The 15974-nt window shown below is 55.2% G+C and carries 17 protein-coding genes; 6 read left to right on the top strand and 11 right to left on the bottom strand.

The window, feature by feature from the left end:
• Positions 1-2: 2 nt before the first annotated feature.
• The 3 genes from ntrB to nasR all read right to left on the bottom strand — a co-directional run bounded on the left by ntrB (position 3) and on the right by nasR (position 3554).
• A complete protein-coding gene (gene ntrB / locus M987_RS18125) occupies positions 3-890 on the bottom strand; it encodes a nitrate ABC transporter permease (protein WP_014070561.1) in 888 nt (295 codons plus the stop codon).
• A 2-nt stretch (positions 891-892) separates the two neighbouring features.
• The gene (locus tag M987_RS18130) at positions 893-2140 is read right to left on the bottom strand and encodes a CmpA/NrtA family ABC transporter substrate-binding protein (protein ID WP_014070562.1); all 1248 of its coding nucleotides are present in this window, start codon (positions 2138-2140) and stop codon (positions 893-895) included.
• A 229-nt stretch (positions 2141-2369) separates the two neighbouring features.
• The gene (nasR, locus tag M987_RS18135; protein ID WP_014070563.1) at positions 2370-3554 is read right to left on the bottom strand and encodes a nitrate regulatory protein NasR; all 1185 of its coding nucleotides are present in this window, start codon (positions 3552-3554) and stop codon (positions 2370-2372) included.
• A gap of 73 nt (positions 3555-3627) precedes the next feature.
• Here nasR and M987_RS18140 point away from each other — a divergent pair, with 73 nt between their 5' ends.
• The 3 genes from M987_RS18140 (at position 3628) to M987_RS18150 (ending at position 6325) form a co-directional block, all read left to right on the top strand.
• Positions 3628-3981 carry a DsrE/DsrF/TusD sulfur relay family protein gene (locus tag M987_RS18140; RefSeq protein WP_014070564.1) on the top strand — a complete coding sequence of 118 codons (354 nt, stop codon included), beginning with the start codon at positions 3628-3630 and terminating at the stop codon, positions 3979-3981.
• A 106-nt stretch (positions 3982-4087) separates the two neighbouring features.
• Positions 4088-5872, top strand: coding sequence for a methyl-accepting chemotaxis protein (locus M987_RS18145; protein WP_014070565.1), 1785 nt, complete (start codon positions 4088-4090; stop codon positions 5870-5872).
• Between the two features lie 213 nt (positions 5873-6085).
• Positions 6086-6325: a DUF1883 domain-containing protein gene (locus M987_RS18150; protein ID WP_010432930.1), complete on the top strand. Its 240-nt coding sequence runs from the start codon at positions 6086-6088 to the stop codon at positions 6323-6325.
• Positions 6326-6367: 42 nt separating this feature from the next.
• Here M987_RS18150 and M987_RS18155 read toward each other — a convergent pair whose 3' ends face one another.
• Together M987_RS18155 and chaB are read right to left on the bottom strand one after the other, a co-directional pair.
• Entirely contained in the window at positions 6368-7063 is a 696-nt protein-coding gene (locus M987_RS18155) for a gamma-glutamylcyclotransferase (RefSeq protein WP_014070566.1), read from the bottom strand.
• A gap of 177 nt (positions 7064-7240) precedes the next feature.
• Positions 7241-7471, bottom strand: coding sequence for a putative cation transport regulator ChaB (gene chaB / locus M987_RS18160; protein ID WP_014070567.1), 231 nt, complete (start codon positions 7469-7471; stop codon positions 7241-7243).
• A 270-nt stretch (positions 7472-7741) separates the two neighbouring features.
• Between chaB and chaA the strand changes: the two genes are divergently transcribed.
• Positions 7742-8842 carry a sodium-potassium/proton antiporter ChaA gene (gene chaA / locus M987_RS18165; protein WP_014070568.1) on the top strand — a complete coding sequence of 367 codons (1101 nt, stop codon included), beginning with the start codon at positions 7742-7744 and terminating at the stop codon, positions 8840-8842.
• 94 nt (positions 8843-8936) lie between these two features.
• Here the strand turns inward: chaA and kdsA are convergent, their stop codons facing one another.
• The 6 genes from kdsA to hemA are packed head-to-tail and all read right to left on the bottom strand — an operon-like array spanning position 8937 to position 14240.
• Positions 8937-9791 (bottom strand): 3-deoxy-8-phosphooctulonate synthase, encoded by an 855-nt coding sequence (kdsA, locus tag M987_RS18170; RefSeq protein WP_014070569.1) that lies wholly within the window; start codon positions 9789-9791, stop codon positions 8937-8939.
• Between the two features lie 36 nt (positions 9792-9827).
• On the bottom strand, positions 9828-10637 hold the full coding sequence (gene sirB1, locus M987_RS18175; RefSeq protein ID WP_014070570.1) for an invasion regulator SirB1: 810 nt from the start codon (positions 10635-10637) through the stop codon (positions 9828-9830).
• Positions 10638-10640: 3 nt separating this feature from the next.
• On the bottom strand, positions 10641-11033 hold the full coding sequence (sirB2, locus tag M987_RS18180) for an invasion regulator SirB2 (protein WP_014070571.1): 393 nt from the start codon (positions 11031-11033) through the stop codon (positions 10641-10643).
• Positions 11030-11860 carry a peptide chain release factor N(5)-glutamine methyltransferase gene (gene prmC, locus M987_RS18185; protein ID WP_014070572.1) on the bottom strand — a complete coding sequence of 277 codons (831 nt, stop codon included), beginning with the start codon at positions 11858-11860 and terminating at the stop codon, positions 11030-11032. The genes sirB2 and prmC overlap by 4 nt, the downstream gene beginning before the upstream one ends.
• A complete protein-coding gene (gene prfA, locus M987_RS18190) occupies positions 11860-12942 on the bottom strand; it encodes a peptide chain release factor 1 (RefSeq protein WP_014070573.1) in 1083 nt (360 codons plus the stop codon). Before prfA ends, prmC begins: the two co-directional genes overlap by 1 nt.
• 41 nt (positions 12943-12983) lie before the next feature.
• A complete protein-coding gene (hemA, locus tag M987_RS18195) occupies positions 12984-14240 on the bottom strand; it encodes a glutamyl-tRNA reductase (RefSeq protein WP_014070574.1) in 1257 nt (418 codons plus the stop codon).
• Between the two features lie 234 nt (positions 14241-14474).
• On the opposite strand from hemA, the gene lolB reads away from it, so the two are divergent.
• Together lolB and ispE are read left to right on the top strand one after the other, a co-directional pair.
• Entirely contained in the window at positions 14475-15086 is a 612-nt protein-coding gene (lolB, locus tag M987_RS18200) for a lipoprotein insertase outer membrane protein LolB (RefSeq protein ID WP_014070575.1), read from the top strand.
• The gene (gene ispE, locus M987_RS18205) at positions 15083-15952 is read left to right on the top strand and encodes a 4-(cytidine 5'-diphospho)-2-C-methyl-D-erythritol kinase (protein WP_014070576.1); all 870 of its coding nucleotides are present in this window, start codon (positions 15083-15085) and stop codon (positions 15950-15952) included. The genes lolB and ispE overlap by 4 nt, the downstream gene beginning before the upstream one ends.
• The last annotated feature ends 22 nt before the right edge of the window (positions 15953-15974 follow it).

Genomic DNA, 15974 nt, shown 5'->3' on the forward strand with positions numbered 1-15974 from the left:
CCTTATTTTTCCTGCCAGCTAAAGCGACGGGCGATCAGCATCAACCCCTGCTCCAGCAGCAACCCGACCACGCCAATGATCACAATGGCGATGAGAATGTTTTCGACATTGAGGTTGTTCCACTCATTCCAGATCCAGAAACCGATCCCCAGCCCCCCGGTGAGCATTTCGGCGGCGACAATCACCAGCCAGGCGATCCCGATAGAAAGGCGCACTCCGGTCAGCACGGCGGGTAACACCGCCGGAAACAGAATTTTGCGCATGATGGTCCACTCGGAAAGCTGCAATACGCGGGCGACGTTGAGGTAGTCCTGCGGAATACGGCGCACGCCCTCGGCGGTGTTAATGACCATCGGCCAGATAGAGCAGATAAAAATGGTCCAGCTGGAGGCAGGCTCCGCTTTCTGGAACAACAGCAATCCGATAGGCAGCCACGCCAGCGGGCTGACCGGGCGCAGCAACGCAATCAGCGGCGTAAACATGCGCGAGAAAAAGGTGAAACGGCCAATCAGGAAGCCCAGCGGAATACCCGCCAGCGCCGCCAGGCCAAAGCCCACCGCCACGCGCTGTAACGAGGCCAGCACGTTCCAGCCAATCCCCATGTCGTTTGGCCCGTCGCGGTAAAACGGGTCGGCAAACAGCGTTAACGCAGAATCCAGGGTGCTGAGCGGCGTCGGAAAGCCTTTGCTGTTAATCGCCGCCAGTTGCCAGAGCACCACCAGCAACCCCAGCCCCAGAAATGCCGGAATAATGCGTTGTAAAAGTGCATTGACCTTGCGTGCCAGTGCCGGTGCCGGTGCACGACGGCGAACCTGAACGGGCGGCAGGGCGATCACTTCCCCACTCTGTGGCTTCTCTTCAACATGTCTGGTGTTTTGCAGATGCTTCATAATCAGGCCCCTTTACGATGAATGGCGAAGCGGTTTGCGTAACCTTCCGGGTCGGTGCCGTTCCAGACGGTGCCGTCCATCAGGGTGCTGCTACGAACAGGTGATGATGGTGCAGAGATCCCGCCCACTGCCGTGGCGGCGTCCTGCCAGACCGAGGTCTGATTAATGCGTGCGGCAATGACCGCGTAATCCGGTGCGGTTTTGAGTAATCCCCAACGGCGGAACTGGGTTAAGAACCACATCCCGTCGGACAGATACGGATAGCTGACCGCCCCATCGTTGAAGAAGCGGATGGGGTTGGCGTCCTGCCAGCGCTTGCCTATACCGTTGTCGTATTCACCGAGCATTCTCCCGGTGAGGTATTGCTCTTTAGTGTTAAGCCACGCGCGGCGCGAGAGGATCTGCGCGGTTTCGCGTTTGTTTTCCGGTGAGGCGTCTATCCAGCGAGACGCTTCCAGCACGGCACTCACCAGGGCGCGGGCGGTATTGGGGTTTTTCTCTACCCACTCCCGGCGCGTGCCGAGGATTTTTTCAGGATGTTCCGGCCAGATAGACTGCGAGGTTGCGGCGGTAAAACCGATGCGGTCGTTAATGGCGCGCGCATTCCACGGCTCACCGACACAAAAACCGACCATGTTGCCAATGCGCATGTTCATCACCATTTGCGGCGGCGGCACCACCACGGTGCGCACGTCGTCGAACGGATTAATGCCCGCACTGGCCAGCCAGTAGTACAGCCACATGGCGTGCGTCCCGGTCGGGAAGGTGTGCGCAAAGGTATAGGTCCCTGGCGCCTGCTGCCCGACCAGCTTTTTCAGCCCGTCAAGATCGCGCACACCCTTCTCCGCCAGATCGGCTGAAAGCGTAATCGCCTGGCCGTTATGGTTGAGGGTCATCAGGTTTGCCATCTGCTGCGGCTTACCGGCGATGCCCAACTCCAGCCCGTACAGCAGGCCGTAGAGGATATGCGCGGCGTCCAGCTCACCGGCCACCAGTTTGTCGCGCACCGCAGCCCAGCTCGCCTCTTTGGTGGGCACAATGGTGATGCCGTATTTTTTATCAAACCCTTTGAGAGCCGCGATCACCACCGGGGCGCAGTCGGTCAGAGGGATAAACCCAATGCGCACCGTGTCCTGCTCTGGTTTATCCGAACCTGCTGCCCATGCGGCCTGCATAACGCCCGGTAACAACATTGCGCCGCTCGCCAACATGCTGGCCTGCAAAAACCGCCGTCTCGACAAATCCGCCATGACCCACTCCTGAAAAAAAGACAAAAAAAAGCGCCCGACAGTGCCGAAGCACCGCTGGACGCCTTTATCCCGCAGACGATTGCACCGCCGTTGGCGCATCGTCAAAAATGGTTAATCTGTTAATGCAAACTCAATGCCAGCTTTTAAGCCCCTGTTTTTCTGCTCCTGGCGTGGTTCCCGCCCCCTTTACGCACCTCAATCAGGCAGAAAATGCCCACTGATTGTGCAACTACTCCTTTGGAGTTATCTGCCATAGTGTCTTAACGGTGAGCAGCGCACGGGCGATATCCACCATGCGCTGATTCTTGTCCATCGCCATTTTGCGCAGGGCATACCAGGCCTGTTCTTCGTTCATGTTCTGGTGAGTCATCAATACGCTTTTGGCTTTATCAATGGTTTTGCGCTCTTCCAGCGTGTCGCGAAGCGATGCCAGCTGGCGGGACAACAGCTCTATTTCCCGCGCCTGTTGGCGTACCAGAGGCAGTAAGGGTTTGTCCGGGTAACGCACTAGGGGGTCGTCGTGTTCGTCCCCGGCGGGGGTGACATCATCGTCACTGTGAATACGCGCATCCACGGCGACCATCAGATCGGCGATGACCATCTCTTCCAGCGTGCGCAGATACTCAAGACGCGCCGTTTGCAGGGCAAACCAGTTGAGGGCCGTCTGGCCATTATCCGCCGCAGGCTGGCGGGTGCAGGCCACTCGCCGCAGCTGCTCTGTTTCCAGACACGGCTGACAGTTGAGGGTAAATGTCTGCTGAATATCCTCCCCGCTGCGTAACAGAAAAACCTCAAAACAGGCCTGCTGGCCATCAATCCGGTCAACCAGCTTTTGGCGGGTATCATCGCTAAAAAAGCCCTGCGTGAAGCCAATCGCCCCTAATGCCCGCTCTTGCCCCACCAGCTCTTTGCCCTGCATCAGGCTATAGAGCGCGACAAATCGCCCGGCGATTTGCGGATCATCAATACTGTCATTCAGTTGCGGTACGATACTGAGCAGCTGGCGCAGCATCCGGCTGTAATGCTCCATCGCCATCGGTGCGGCAATGTGTTGCCCGCTTACCCCGTCACGCAGGGCGATAAGTCCTTCCAGGCTTAGCAACGCGCTGGCGATGCGTTCGCACACGGCGCTGCCCGGCATCGGGGATTGCTGGTTAAGCATCCGGTGAAGTGCGGTGAGGTTTTCGTCCACCAGCGCCCGGCTGGCCTTGCATTCCGGGGCGTAAAGTTGCCCCTGCGAGCACAGCCAGACGTTTGACGCACCGCGCTCGCACTGTAGCATATGCACCAGTCGGCTGATGCCGTTCACCAGCTCGCCCAGCTGCGCGAGTTTACTGAGCTGTAACTGACGCATTTGTTTTGCGCGCTGGAACCATTCGGTAGCGCCGGGCGGACTGCCAGCCATTAACGTCATACTTATTCTCCCGGATACGATCTATTCGCAGAAATAAGCAAAATTCGTGCCTTTTCAAATAACAGGAGTCAACATGCAGAAGATTGTGATCGTCGCGAACGGTGCGGCATACGGAAGTGAATCTCTTTTCAACAGCCTGCGCCTGGCCATCGCCCTGCGCGATCAGGACAGCGAGCTCCAGTTACGTCTCTTTTTAATGTCAGATGCGGTGACTGCCGGGCTGAAGGGACAAAAACCTGCCGAAGGCTACAACATTCAGCAGATGCTGGAGATCCTGACGGCGCAAAACATTCCGGTGAAGCTGTGCAAGACCTGCACTGACGGGCGTGGCATTACTGCGCTGCCGCTGATTGACGGGGTTGAGATTGGCACGCTGGTTGAACTGGCGCAGTGGACTCTGACCGCCGATAAAGTATTAACGTTTTAATAATAAACCCGTAAAAATATTATTTTCTTATGGACGCGGTTTCAGCATCAAGTTTACCTGCGAGGTTGCCGATAGGCATGGAAACAACACAGCAGGTATTTCACTTATGTTCAGGTCCATTCGTGCACGCATTATTGCCGCGACGACAGGTTGTCTGATCGTCGCCCTCATTCTTAACACCGTTATTAACTTCCAGGTTACCCGCCAGGATAACCAGCAGTCACAGCGCGATATTCTGACCAGCACCAGCGCCAGTCATAACATGGCCATTGCTGACTGGGTAAACAGCAAAATGACCGTTATCTCCTCCGCACAAACCGTTGCCCTGAGCGATGATCCGGTGCCAGTCTTCAAACAGCTGGCGCAGGCGGGCGGGTTCACCAACGTCTATGTGGGTTATGCCAGCAAGACGGCGAAATTCTCTGATCCTGCGGGAGTGCCTGCGGATTACGATCCTACCGTGCGTCCGTGGTATCAGCAGGTAGTCAGCACCGATGCACCGGTAGTGACCGCGCCTTACGTTGACGCAGGCACCGGGAAGCTGGTGGTGACCTTTGCCGTGCCGGTGAAAGACAACGGGACGCTGAAAGCTGTTGTTGCGGGTGATGTGGCGATGGATAGCGTGGTGTCTAACGTGCGCGGTATTCACCCAACGCCTGCGAGCAGCGGGCTGCTGGTGGACAGCGATGGCACGGTTATCGCCGCCAACGATCCGGCCCTGACCCTGAAGCCCTTCGCTGAAACCATTAAAGGCGTGGATTTTGCGGCGCTGAAAAACGGCAACCCGCTTGACGGCACCTTTAATGGCACAGAAAAGACCTTCGTGGCGACGCCGGTTACCGGGACGCACTGGATGCTCATTGTCGCGCTCGACAACAACGACGCCACCTCCGGGATGCGCGCCCTACTGAAGGCTTCTGCGCTGTCGCTGGTGATCCTTGCCCTGCTGAGTGGCGCCATTGTCCACTTCCTGATTGCCCGTCTGCTTAAGCGCCTGTCTGATATTCGCGATGCCATGCACAACATTGCTAACGGCACCAACGACCTGTCACAGCGTCTGCCAGATAGTGGCGACGATGAAGTGGCGCAAATTGCGCAGGCGTTTAATGCCTTCAGCGATAAGTTGTCGGTGGTGATGGCGCAACTGCGTGATGCCAGCGCGTCAGTGAAAAATGCGGCACAAGAGATCGCCGCAGGCAACCACGATCTTTCCGGGCGTACCGAACAGGCGGCATCCAGCCTGCGCGAAACCGCCAGCGCCGTCGAGGAGATCACCGCATCCGTCACTCAATCGAACGAATCGGCGGCGGTTGCCAACGATCAGGCCAGCAAAGCCTCTGCTGCTGCCTCGCGCGGTGGCGACGTGGTGTCTCAGGCCATCAGCACCATGCAGTCAATTGAAGTGGCATCAGCAAAAATTGGTGATATCACCAGCGTGATTGACGGCATTGCCTTCCAGACGAATATTCTGGCGCTGAACGCCTCGGTAGAAGCCGCTCGTGCAGGGGAACAGGGACGCGGGTTCGCGGTGGTAGCCGGTGAGGTGCGTAACCTTGCCAGCCGCAGCGCTCAGGCCGCGAAAGAGATCAAATCCCTGATTGATTCCACCACCGACAGCGTGGCAACGGGCTCACGCTATGTGCATCTGGCGGGTGAAAGCATGGATGAGATCCGCTCCAGCATCGGCAACGTGTCGGGGATTATGCGTGAAATCTCTATTGCGACCGGCGAGCAGATGAAAGGGATTCATGAAATTAACCACGCGGTAACACATCTCGATCGTATGGTGCAACAAAACGCCGAACTGGTTGTGCAATCGGCCGCTGCGGCCAGCGCATTGCAGAGCCAGGCGGGCGACCTTGCTGAAACAGCCGGTCATTTCCGCATTTAATGTTCCTCCCGCGCGCATTTACCTGGCTAAATGCGCGCGGGCTAAAAGTTTTCAGGTGTTTTGTCATTTTTGTTTAAACGTTATGCCATTTTTTGATCAAAATCAGCATCTCGTACCCTCCCCTTTGGTGTTATGCAATGAGTGAATTGTGAACAACATCACGCTCAGGATTGGCTGCAAGGAGAGCGTTGTTTAAGACTACGGGGTTTAAAAATGGCACTGGTAAAAACAAGTTTGAAGCTGTTTGGCGGGGATACTGTTGTGGTGCGTTGCTCTGAGCGCTGCCGCATTCATTTGATGAGTTCTAAAGCGCAAAAACAATCGCAGGCCGATATTCTGACCGTGCAGGATGATAAAGCGTGGCTGACCGTGCCTTACACCGGCACCTGGGATGTGCTGATTGACAGCCACAGTCAGTCTCTTGAGCATTCCGTAAGCTACGTTGCCGCGTAATAAATGAACGCCCGGTTCGCCATCTGGCAACCGGGCGTTTTATCAGGCAAAACCCGGACGCAACGGATTATTTAGCAGATTCCCTTCCAGCAACGCTTTCACCTTCATCACCAGCTCATTCAGGCAATCGTCTTTCATACCGAGGCGAGTCAGTTCTTGATCCAGTGAAAAGAGATACTGGGCGTTGGTGCCAAGCGGCCCACTGGCGGCGGCAATCAACGGGGCAATAACCTGTGTACGAGTGTCGGCTTCGTACAGAGGATGGCGCGGGTCCATAATAAACACCAGCGCATTGACGGTACGACCGTCGTCGAGTTCAAGCTTGCACCAGCTCGGCATATAGCAGCCGGTGATCATTTCGCGCTTCCAGAGCAGCGTCAGCTCATCTTCCAGGGTCGCATCCGGTAACCGGTATGCCACGCCTGTGGTGCGTCCGCCCTCTTTCAGTGCAAGCATTCGTCCAGGCTGACATGCGCTGCCTCGCCCGGCGGTCAAACGCAAACAAAATGCGCGATGCCAGCCAGGGAGTGTCCCTGTTGCTGATTCTACAAATTCAAGCGCCGGGTTCCACATCAGAGAGCCGTAGCCAAAAATCCATACCGGGCCATCATCCGGGCGGCAGGCAAGCGTGGCAGCAAGCGATGCCGCACGTTGTTCAGCCGACCAGAGAAGCGATTCCTCAATAGCACCAAATGCCGTCTTACAATCTGCCTTCATTAAGAAATCACGCGTTAACACTTTACACCTCCGCCACTGCATGCTTCCTTGCGACATCTGTAATTCGCCTTCCCGGCTATTTTTACTGGTCATTTTGCCAGCAGTTAATTAACGATAAGCAATTCATGGGCCAGTTGCAATACAACGAAAGTTCAACCGCCTGAAAAGTCAAAATGAAGGCAGCGTATTATTTGGTCGCTATTTCTTTTTGTGCCATTTATCATCGTCTCCTTTCTCATAGTCATGTTTTACTGCGGCCCAGGCGACTTTGTGCGCCGTCTCTTCGCGGCTGGCATCATCCCGGCGATCTTCTTTATCTTTGTACTGTTCCCAGGCGCTGTTAAAGGCCTCTTTGTAGATATCCTGCGCATGGGCGGGGAGTACGTGTTGTACGCTATCGGGTAATTCGCGTTTCGCTTTATATGGCATCACTAACCTCTTTTTTTGTTAAAGAGTTAAGTGTGGTCGATGCCCTGCAATCGCGCCATTGCGAGATTTTTTTTGAGAACATGCCTTAATTAATTATCTGTTATTTAATGAATATTTATAAAAGATGTGAGTTTTCAATCGACACAATAAAAATTAATTGCAAACGGTAAAATTAAGTAAAAAATAAAGGGTATTTAACAGAGATCTGTTAGTTTAATGACCTCAAAATTCTATCTATAATTACAAGCACCTGCATTGATGGAGAAGCACATGACAGCAGCACACGAGGCGGTAAAAACCCGCCACAAGGAGACGTCGCTCATTTTCCCGGTTCTGGCATTGGCTGTGCTGCTCTTCTGGGGAAGCAGTCAGTCACTGCCTGTGGTCGTTGGTATCAATATTCTTGCGCTGATTGGTATTTTAACCAGCGCATTCAGCGTTGTTCGCCACGCTGATGTTTTAGCCCACCGTCTGGGCGAGCCGTACGGTTCCTTAATATTAAGCCTTTCCGTCGTCATTCTTGAGGTCAGCCTTATTTCTGCCCTGATGGCAACCGGTGACGCCGCGCCAACGCTGATGCGCGACACGCTCTATTCCATCATTATGATTGTAACGGGTGGTCTGGTAGGTTTTTCTCTGTTACTGGGCGGGCGTAAATTCGCTACCCAATATATGAATCTGTTCGGGATTAAACAGTACCTGATTGCCCTCTTCCCGCTCGCGATTATCGTGCTGGTGTTCCCGATGGCGCTGCCGGGTGCGAACTTCACCACCGGCCAGGCGTTACTGGTTGCACTGATTTCTGCGGCCATGTACGGCGTATTCCTGCTGATTCAGACCAAAACGCACCAGAGCCTGTTTGTGTATGAGCACGAAGACGACAGCGACGATGATGACCCGCATCACGGTAAACCGTCTGCACACAGCAGCGCGTGGCATACCGTCTGGCTGATCGTACATCTTATTGCGGTTATCGCGGTGACCAAGATGAACGCTAACCCGCTGGAGACGCTGCTGACCGAACTGAACGCGCCAGTGGCATTTACCGGTTTCTTGGTTGCGTTGCTGATCCTCTCGCCGGAAGGTCTTGGGGCGTTGAAAGCGGTGCTGAACAATCAGGTACAGCGCGCGATGAACCTGTTCTTTGGTTCCGTGCTGGCGACGATTTCACTTACCGTACCGGTGGTGACGCTGATTGCCTTTATGACGGGTAACGAGCTGAACTTTGCGCTAGGCGCGCCAGAGATGATTGTGATGGTGGCATCGCTGGTGTTGTGCCATATCTCGTTCTCAACCGGGCGCACTAATGTGCTTAACGGTGCGGCGCATATGGCGTTGTTTATTGCGTATCTGATGACGATATTTGCGTAGCTTTCATCCTCTGCGGTCTGATGCCCTCACCCCACCCCTCTCCCACAGGGAGAGGGAGAAAACATAAAAAAACCCGCCGAAGCGGGTTTTTTTATTAGTTGCTGGTATCCAGCTCGTCGAAGCTTTTCACCAGATCGTCAATCGCTTTGATCTGTTTCAGGAACGGCTCCAGCTTATCCAGCGGCAGTGCGGATGGGCCGTCGCATTTCGCGTTAGCCGGATCCGGGTGTGCTTCAATGAACAGGCCTGCCAGGCCAGTTGCCATACCGGCACGCGCCAGCTCGGTAACCTGCCCACGACGACCGCCAGACGCAGCGCCAAACGGGTCACGGCATTGCAGGGCGTGGGTCACGTCAAAGATAACCGGAGACTGGTTAGACACGTTCTTCATTACGCTGAAGCCCAGCATGTCCACAACCAGGTTGTCGTAACCGAAGTTTGCGCCACGGTCACACAGGATAATTTGGTCGTTACCGCCTTCGATAAACTTGTCGACGATGTTACCCATCTGGCCCGGGCTGACGAACTGTGGTTTCTTCACGTTGATCACGGCACCGGTTTTCGCCATCGCGGCAACCAGGTCAGTCTGGCGCGCCAGGAAGGCCGGAAGCTGGATAACGTCAACCACGTCAGCCACTGGCTGCGCCTGGGCGGCTTCATGCACGTCGGTGATCACTTTCACGCCAAAGGTCTGTTTCAGCTCCTGGAAAATCTTCATCCCCTCTTCCAGGCCTGGGCCACGGTAAGAGTTGATAGAGGAGCGGTTGGCTTTGTCAAAAGAGGCTTTAAACACATACGGAATGCCCAGCTTCTGGGTCACGGTCACGTAGTGCTCGCAGATGCGCATCGCGAGATCACGGGATTCCAGCACGTTCATACCGCCAAACAGCACGAACGGCAGGTCGTTTGCTACCTTGATATCACCAATGCTAACCACTTTTTGTTTCATAGGATCGCCTTATTCAGGTGTGAATCGGAATTAAATTTAATGCAGTGTAATTTGTTTATGCGAGATCGAATTGATCTGCGCACGAATCATTTCGCTAATCGGATCTTCCGGGCATTGCTCGACGAAATAACTCAAATCATTCAGCGCCACATGCTCACAATCGAGCTGGGCATAAATAAGACCACGGTCGCGAATTTCGTACGGATCTTCCGGGTTAAATTGCAGCAACACCTCACTGGCACGCAGCGCCAGCTCCATCTGCCGCTCTTCCATCAGCGCGGCTTTCAGCGTATCCAGCAGTTTGCGGATAACTTCTGAGTTATCGGCTTCGTCGAGATCTTCGTTGAAGAGCTCAGCCACCGGGCTAATGTTGCCTTTCAGCCAGACATCCAGCGTGTGTTCATCCAGCGTGTCGCCGTTGAAGGGGTTAATTAACCACATCTCACCGTCCAGCCACTCCGCACGCAGGATCATCTGCGTCGGGAAAATGACCGGCACCAGCGGAATATCCAGACGGTGGGCAACCCACAGTAAAATAGCCCCCAGCGCAACGGCGCTGCCCTGGCGATTTTTTAAAACCTGATCCAGCCATAACGCATCAGAAAGGCGGTACACGCCGCGCGTGTCGCAAAAGCCCCATTCGCCATAGAAAAGCTCAACCAGCTTCTCTAACTGCCAGTCCTGAGGACGCGCCTGATTAATCTCTTCTCGCGCCAGGCTGACCAGGCTTTCCAGCTCATCGTAGACAAAGCGTGACGAAAAATCGTCGCGGATCATCTCAGAAATCTGGACCATCCCATCGCAAAGCGGCACTTTGTTAAATTCGAAATCGGCTAAGGACCTCATGACTTACCCCAGTAACGGTATTCTTGTGGTGGCGAGTTTAATGATGATGTACAGCACCACCAGACCCAGCAGAAAGGCAATAAACCCCACCTGCTGGCTGCGCGGACGACGACGTCCAAGCGCGATAAAACCCAAAACGATGTAGATGATAACGCCAAACAGCTTCTCAGTCAGCCATGTGCCTTTATCAGTAAATGGCAGATAGCCGGTCTTCCACATTAATCCTGCGCCAGACAGGAACAGCACCGTGTCGATACAGTGCGGCGCAATGCGCACCCAGCGCGCGTCAATCAGTGGATTATTGCTGTAACGCCACCAGTAACGGACGATGAAAAACCCGATGGTCAGCGCAACCGACGCCAGGTGGGCGGTAATAAGAACGGAAAACAGGCTCATGACCACTGTCCCAGCGTCAGGCGGTCATTGCCGCCATAGTCGCGACAGGTTTCTACCGCGGTGTACCCTGCCGCACTAAAGAGCGCGCGAACGGCTTCGCCCTGTGTCCAGCCGTGTTCGACCAGCAGCCATCCACCCGGTAACAAATGCTGACGCGATGTCGACACAATATGATCGAGGTCAGCAAGCCCTTCATTGGCGGCAACCAGCGCCGTCAGCGGTTCAAAGCGCACGTCACCCTGAGCCAGATGCGGATCGTGTTCGTCGATATAGGGCGGATTACTGACAATCATGGCAAACGTGCGGTTCGCCAGCGCGCTAAACCAGCTGCTTTGCAATACCGTCACGTTGCTGAGCCCGAGGCGTTGCTGGTTACGCTGCGCCAGCGCAACGGCATCAGGCATCACATCCACCGCCGTTACGTCGCAGTCCGGGCGTTCGCTGGCAAGCGCCAGCGCAATCGCGCCGGTGCCGGTCCCAAGATCGAGAATGCTACAGCGAGTGGCCGGTAAACGCGCCAGCGCCTGCTCCACCAGGCATTCGGTGTCGGGTCGCGGGATGAGCGTGGCCGCTGAGATGTACAACGGTAACGACCAGAACTCGCGTTCCCCCACCAGATGCGCTACTGGTTCGCCGGTTTTACGGCGGGCAAGCAGCGCTGCGAGCTGTGTTTCCTGTTCAGCAGTGAGCATCGTCTCGCCGAAAGCCAGCAGGTAAGTGCGGGGTTTTCCCGTCACAAACTCAAGCAATATTTCGGCATCACGCTTCGGGCTTTCACTTTCTGAAAGCGCGCTGACGGCATGACGTAACCAGTGCTGAAAATCCATTATTCCTGCTCGGACAATGCCGCCAACTGGTCGGCCTGGTATTCCTGCACGATAGGCTCAATCAGCATATCGAGTTTCCCTTCCATCGCTTCGTCCAGACGGTACAGCGTCAGGTTGATACGGTGGTCGGTAACGCGGCCCTGCGGGAAGTTATAGGTACGGTTACGATCGCTGCGATCGCCGCTACCCAGCAGGTTACGACGGGTCGAAGCTTCTGCCTGCTGGCGTTTAGCCACTTCAGCAGCACGAATACGCGCGCCCAGCACGGACAGCGCTTTGGCTTTGTTTTTGTGCTGAGAACGTTCGTCCTGGCACTCCACCACAATGCCGGTTGGCAAGTGGGTGATACGAATAGCAGAGTCGGTGGTGTTAACGTGCTGACCACCCGCACCGGAAGAACGGAAGGTGTCGATACGGAGGTCGGCCGGGTTGATGTCCGGCAGTTCTGCTTCCGGCAGCTCTGGCATCACCGCAACCGTACAAGCTGAGGTGTGGATACGCCCCTGCGATTCGGTAGCCGGAACGCGCTGCACGCGGTGACCGCCGGATTCAAATTTGAGACGCCCGTACACACCGTCACCGCTGATTTTAGCGATCACTTCTTTAAAACCACCATGCTCGCCTTCGTTGGCGCTCATGATTTCGACACGCCAGCGGCGCGTTTCCGCGTAGCGGCTGTACATGCGGAACAGATCGCCTGCAAACAGCGCGGCTTCATCGCCGCCGGTCCCGGCGCGCACTTCCACGAAGGCATTGCGTTCATCATCCGGATCTTTTGGCAGCAGCAGAACCTGGAGCTGTTGCTCCATCTCTTCTGAACGCGCTTTTGCTTCCTGTAACTCTTCCTGCGCCATTTCGCGCATTTCAGGATCGTCGAGCATCATCTGCGCGGTTTCGATATCTTCCTGGACCTGTCGCCAGTCGGTAAAGCATTTAGAAACATCACTTAACTGCGCGTACTCACGCGACAGCGCGCGAAAACGGTCCTGGTCTGCAATGGTCCCGGCATCGCCGAGCAGCGCCTGGACTTCTTCATGGCGCTCGTGCAGAGCTTCCAGTTTGGCGACGATAGAAGGCTTCATAGGCGTAAGTGCACCTTGTAATAGAAAATGGGTATAGGGCGCTATTCCAGCCCGAGGCTGTTGCGCAGAATAGTCAGGCGTTCGTCATCCCCGTCTCGGGCTGCCTGCTGAAGAGATTTGGTTGGTGCATGGATCAGGCGATTGGTCAGTTTCCAGGCCAGATCCTGCATAATTGCTTGTGCGTCGCCACCCTGTTCAAGGGCAGCCAGCGCTTTGGCAGTCAGATCGTCACGCACCTGTTCTGCCTGCCCGCGATACTCGCGGATAGTCTCGCTGACGCTTTGCGCGCGCAGCCAGGCCATAAACTCACTGGTTTCCTGCTCGACTATCGTTTCTGCCTGAACTGCCGCGGCTTTACGCTGCGCCAGGTTGTGCGAAATGATGCTTTGCAGGTCATCCACGCTGTAAAGATAGGCGTTAGCCAGTTTACTGACTTCTGGCTCGACATCGCGCGGAACGGCGATATCCACCAGCAGCATTGGCTGATTACGACGGGATTTTAAGGCACGTTCAACCATCCCTTTACCGATAATCGGCAGCGGGCTGGCGGTGGAACTGATAATGATATCCGCCTCTTTCAGGCGTTCATCGATGTCGCTGAGCGCAATCACTTCTGCGCCCACTTCGTCTGCCAGCACCTGCGCACGCTCACGGGTACGGTTGGCGATAATCATCTTTTTCACTTTATGTTCGCGTAAATGACGCGCCACAAGTTCGATGGTTTCACCCGCGCCGACCAGCAGCACCGTAACGGTGGAGAGCGATTCAAAGATTTGACGCGCAAGCGTACAGGCTGCGAAAGCAACAGAAACCGCACTGGCACCAATGTCGGTTTCGGTTCGCACTCGCTTCGCCACAGAGAAGGATTTCTGGAACATACGTTCCAGTTCACTGGCCTTAAGATGCCCTTTTTGAGAATCGGCAAACGCTTTTTTTACCTGGCCGAGGATCTGCGGTTCACCCAGCACCAGTGAATCAAGACCACTGGCCACGCGCATAAGATGGCTGACCGCATCGTTGTCCTGATGCCAGTACAGGCTTTTGCGCAGCTCTTCTTCGTTCAGATTGTGGTAGTCGCATAACCAGAGGATAAGCGCTTCGTGCAGGTTGTCCTGCTCTTCAACGCTTAAGTACAGCTCGGTACGGTTGCACGTAGACAACACCACACCGCCCTGCACCATTGGCTGTGCAAGCAGGCTGTCCAGCGCCAGGTCGAGCGTATCCGGCGAAAACGTTACGCGTTCTCGCAGAGAAACCGGGGCTGTTTTGTGGTTAATACCGAGTGCTAAAAGGGTCATATGAGCGGGAGTAGTACCAGCGTTAATAAGGTTAGCAGGTCGCATCATACAGGATGCGCGAGATCAATAAAAGGGACTGCACCCTTTCGGAGTAATAGCTTATCCCGGTCAAGCAACTCACATTATTTAGGGTAGATACAACTCTTTGAGATAATTTGAACGTAGACGGTGGCACCCTGTGACGCTAGCATTAACAGTTATAACTGCAACGTATCTCAAGGATTTGTCATTATCATGACCCGACTGATTCGCCTTCTGCCGCTGGCGGCGCTGGTTCTGACCGCGTGTTCGATTACTCCACCGAAAGGACCAGGCAAAAGCCCGGACTCCCCGCAATGGCGTCAGCACCAGCAGGACGTACGCAATTTGAGCCAGTACCAGACGCGTGGCGCCTTTGCTTATCTGTCTGACGAACAAAAGGTTTATGCGCGCTTCTTCTGGCAGCAAACGGGTCAGGACAACTATCGCCTGCTGTTGCTGAACCCACTGGGTAGCACTGAGCTGGAGCTTATCGCCAAACCGGGTGAAGCGCAGATAACCGACAACAAGGGCCAGCACTACACCGCGACCGATGCCGAAGAGATGATCGGCAAACTGACCGGGATGCCGATCCCGCTGAACAGCCTGCGTCAGTGGATCCTTGGCCTGCCGGGTGATGCGACCGACTACACGCTCGACGACCAGTATCGTCTGAACCAGGTCAACTACACTCAGAACGGTAAAACCTGGAAAGTGGTTTACAGCGCCTACGACAGCAACACCAAACCGTCGCTGCCGTCCAACATGGAGCTGACCCAGGGTAGCCAGCGTATCAAGCTGAAAATGGACAACTGGATCGTTAAATGATGACCCAATGGCCCTCACCCGCGAAGCTGAATCTGTTTTTATACATTACCGGGCAACGTGCTGACGGGTATCACACGTTGCAGACGTTGTTTCAGTTTATCGATTATGGCGACACGATCTCGATTGAATTGCGCAGCGATGGTCAGATTCACCTGCTCACCGCAGTAGAGGGTGTGGCGCACGAAGACAACCTGATTGTGCGCGCCGCGCGTCTGCTGATGAAGGCAGCCGCTGACTCGGGTCGTTTGCCTGCCGGAAGCGGTGCGGATATCAGCATTGAGAAACGTCTGCCGATGGGCGGCGGTTTAGGTGGTGGTTCATCCAATGCCGCTACCGTGCTGGTCGCGCTCAATCATCTTTGGGGATGCGGGCTGTCGCAAGACGAACTGGCCGCTTTAGGGTTAACGCTGGGCGCGGATGTTCCGGTGTTTGTGTGGGGGCACGCGGCGTTTGCCGAAGGCGTAGGTGAAATCCTCTCGCCCGCAGAGCCAGCGGAAAAATGGTACCTGGTTGCCCACCCGGGGGTCAGCATTCCGACACCGGTCATCTTTAAAGATCCTGACCTGAAAAGAAATACCCCGGTGCGGTCAATAGAAACGTTATTAAATTGTGAATTCAGCAACGATTGCGAGGATATCGCAAGAAAACGTTTTCGCGAGGTTGATGCGGTGCTTTCCTGGCTGTTAGAATACGCGCCGTCGCGCCTGACTGGTACAGGGGCTTGTGTCTTTGCTGAATTTGACACCGAGTCCGCTGCTCGTCAGGTGCTTGAGCAAGCGCCGGTTTGGCTGCATGGTTTTGTAGCACGCGGGATGAACATCTCCCCCCTACAGCAGACCATTCTGGCGCAGACTGAGTTTCGGTGACAACGTCACCCTGTTCCAGACG

The organism is Enterobacter soli ATCC BAA-2102 (assembly GCF_001654845.1).
GTDB classification, from domain to species: Bacteria; Pseudomonadota; Gammaproteobacteria; order Enterobacterales; family Enterobacteriaceae; genus Enterobacter; species Enterobacter soli.

Excerpts from the sequence above, each read along its gene's own strand:
- M987_RS18150 (WP_010432930.1), top strand. The coding sequence starts at position 6,086 with ATGGCACTGGTAAAAACAAGTTTGAAGCTGTTTGGCGGGGATACTGTT.
- nasR (WP_014070563.1), bottom strand. The coding sequence starts at position 3,554 with ATGACGTTAATGGCTGGCAGTCCGCCCGGCGCTACCGAATGGTTCCAG.
- sirB2 (WP_014070571.1), bottom strand. The coding sequence starts at position 11,033 with ATGAGCCTGTTTTCCGTTCTTATTACCGCCCACCTGGCGTCGGTTGCG.
- ispE (WP_014070576.1), top strand. The coding sequence starts at position 15,083 with ATGATGACCCAATGGCCCTCACCCGCGAAGCTGAATCTGTTTTTATAC.
- M987_RS18130 (WP_014070562.1), bottom strand. The coding sequence starts at position 2,140 with ATGGCGGATTTGTCGAGACGGCGGTTTTTGCAGGCCAGCATGTTGGCG.
- prfA (WP_014070573.1), bottom strand. The coding sequence starts at position 12,942 with ATGAAGCCTTCTATCGTCGCCAAACTGGAAGCTCTGCACGAGCGCCAT.
- prmC (WP_014070572.1), bottom strand. The coding sequence starts at position 11,860 with ATGGATTTTCAGCACTGGTTACGTCATGCCGTCAGCGCGCTTTCAGAA.
- lolB (WP_014070575.1), top strand. The coding sequence starts at position 14,475 with ATGACCCGACTGATTCGCCTTCTGCCGCTGGCGGCGCTGGTTCTGACC.
- kdsA (WP_014070569.1), bottom strand. The coding sequence starts at position 9,791 with ATGAAACAAAAAGTGGTTAGCATTGGTGATATCAAGGTAGCAAACGAC.
- chaA (WP_014070568.1), top strand. The coding sequence starts at position 7,742 with ATGACAGCAGCACACGAGGCGGTAAAAACCCGCCACAAGGAGACGTCG.
- hemA (WP_014070574.1), bottom strand. The coding sequence starts at position 14,240 with ATGACCCTTTTAGCACTCGGTATTAACCACAAAACAGCCCCGGTTTCT.
- ntrB (WP_014070561.1), bottom strand. The coding sequence starts at position 890 with ATGAAGCATCTGCAAAACACCAGACATGTTGAAGAGAAGCCACAGAGT.
- sirB1 (WP_014070570.1), bottom strand. The coding sequence starts at position 10,637 with ATGAGGTCCTTAGCCGATTTCGAATTTAACAAAGTGCCGCTTTGCGAT.
- M987_RS18140 (WP_014070564.1), top strand. The coding sequence starts at position 3,628 with ATGCAGAAGATTGTGATCGTCGCGAACGGTGCGGCATACGGAAGTGAA.
- M987_RS18145 (WP_014070565.1), top strand. The coding sequence starts at position 4,088 with ATGTTCAGGTCCATTCGTGCACGCATTATTGCCGCGACGACAGGTTGT.
- chaB (WP_014070567.1), bottom strand. The coding sequence starts at position 7,471 with ATGCCATATAAAGCGAAACGCGAATTACCCGATAGCGTACAACACGTA.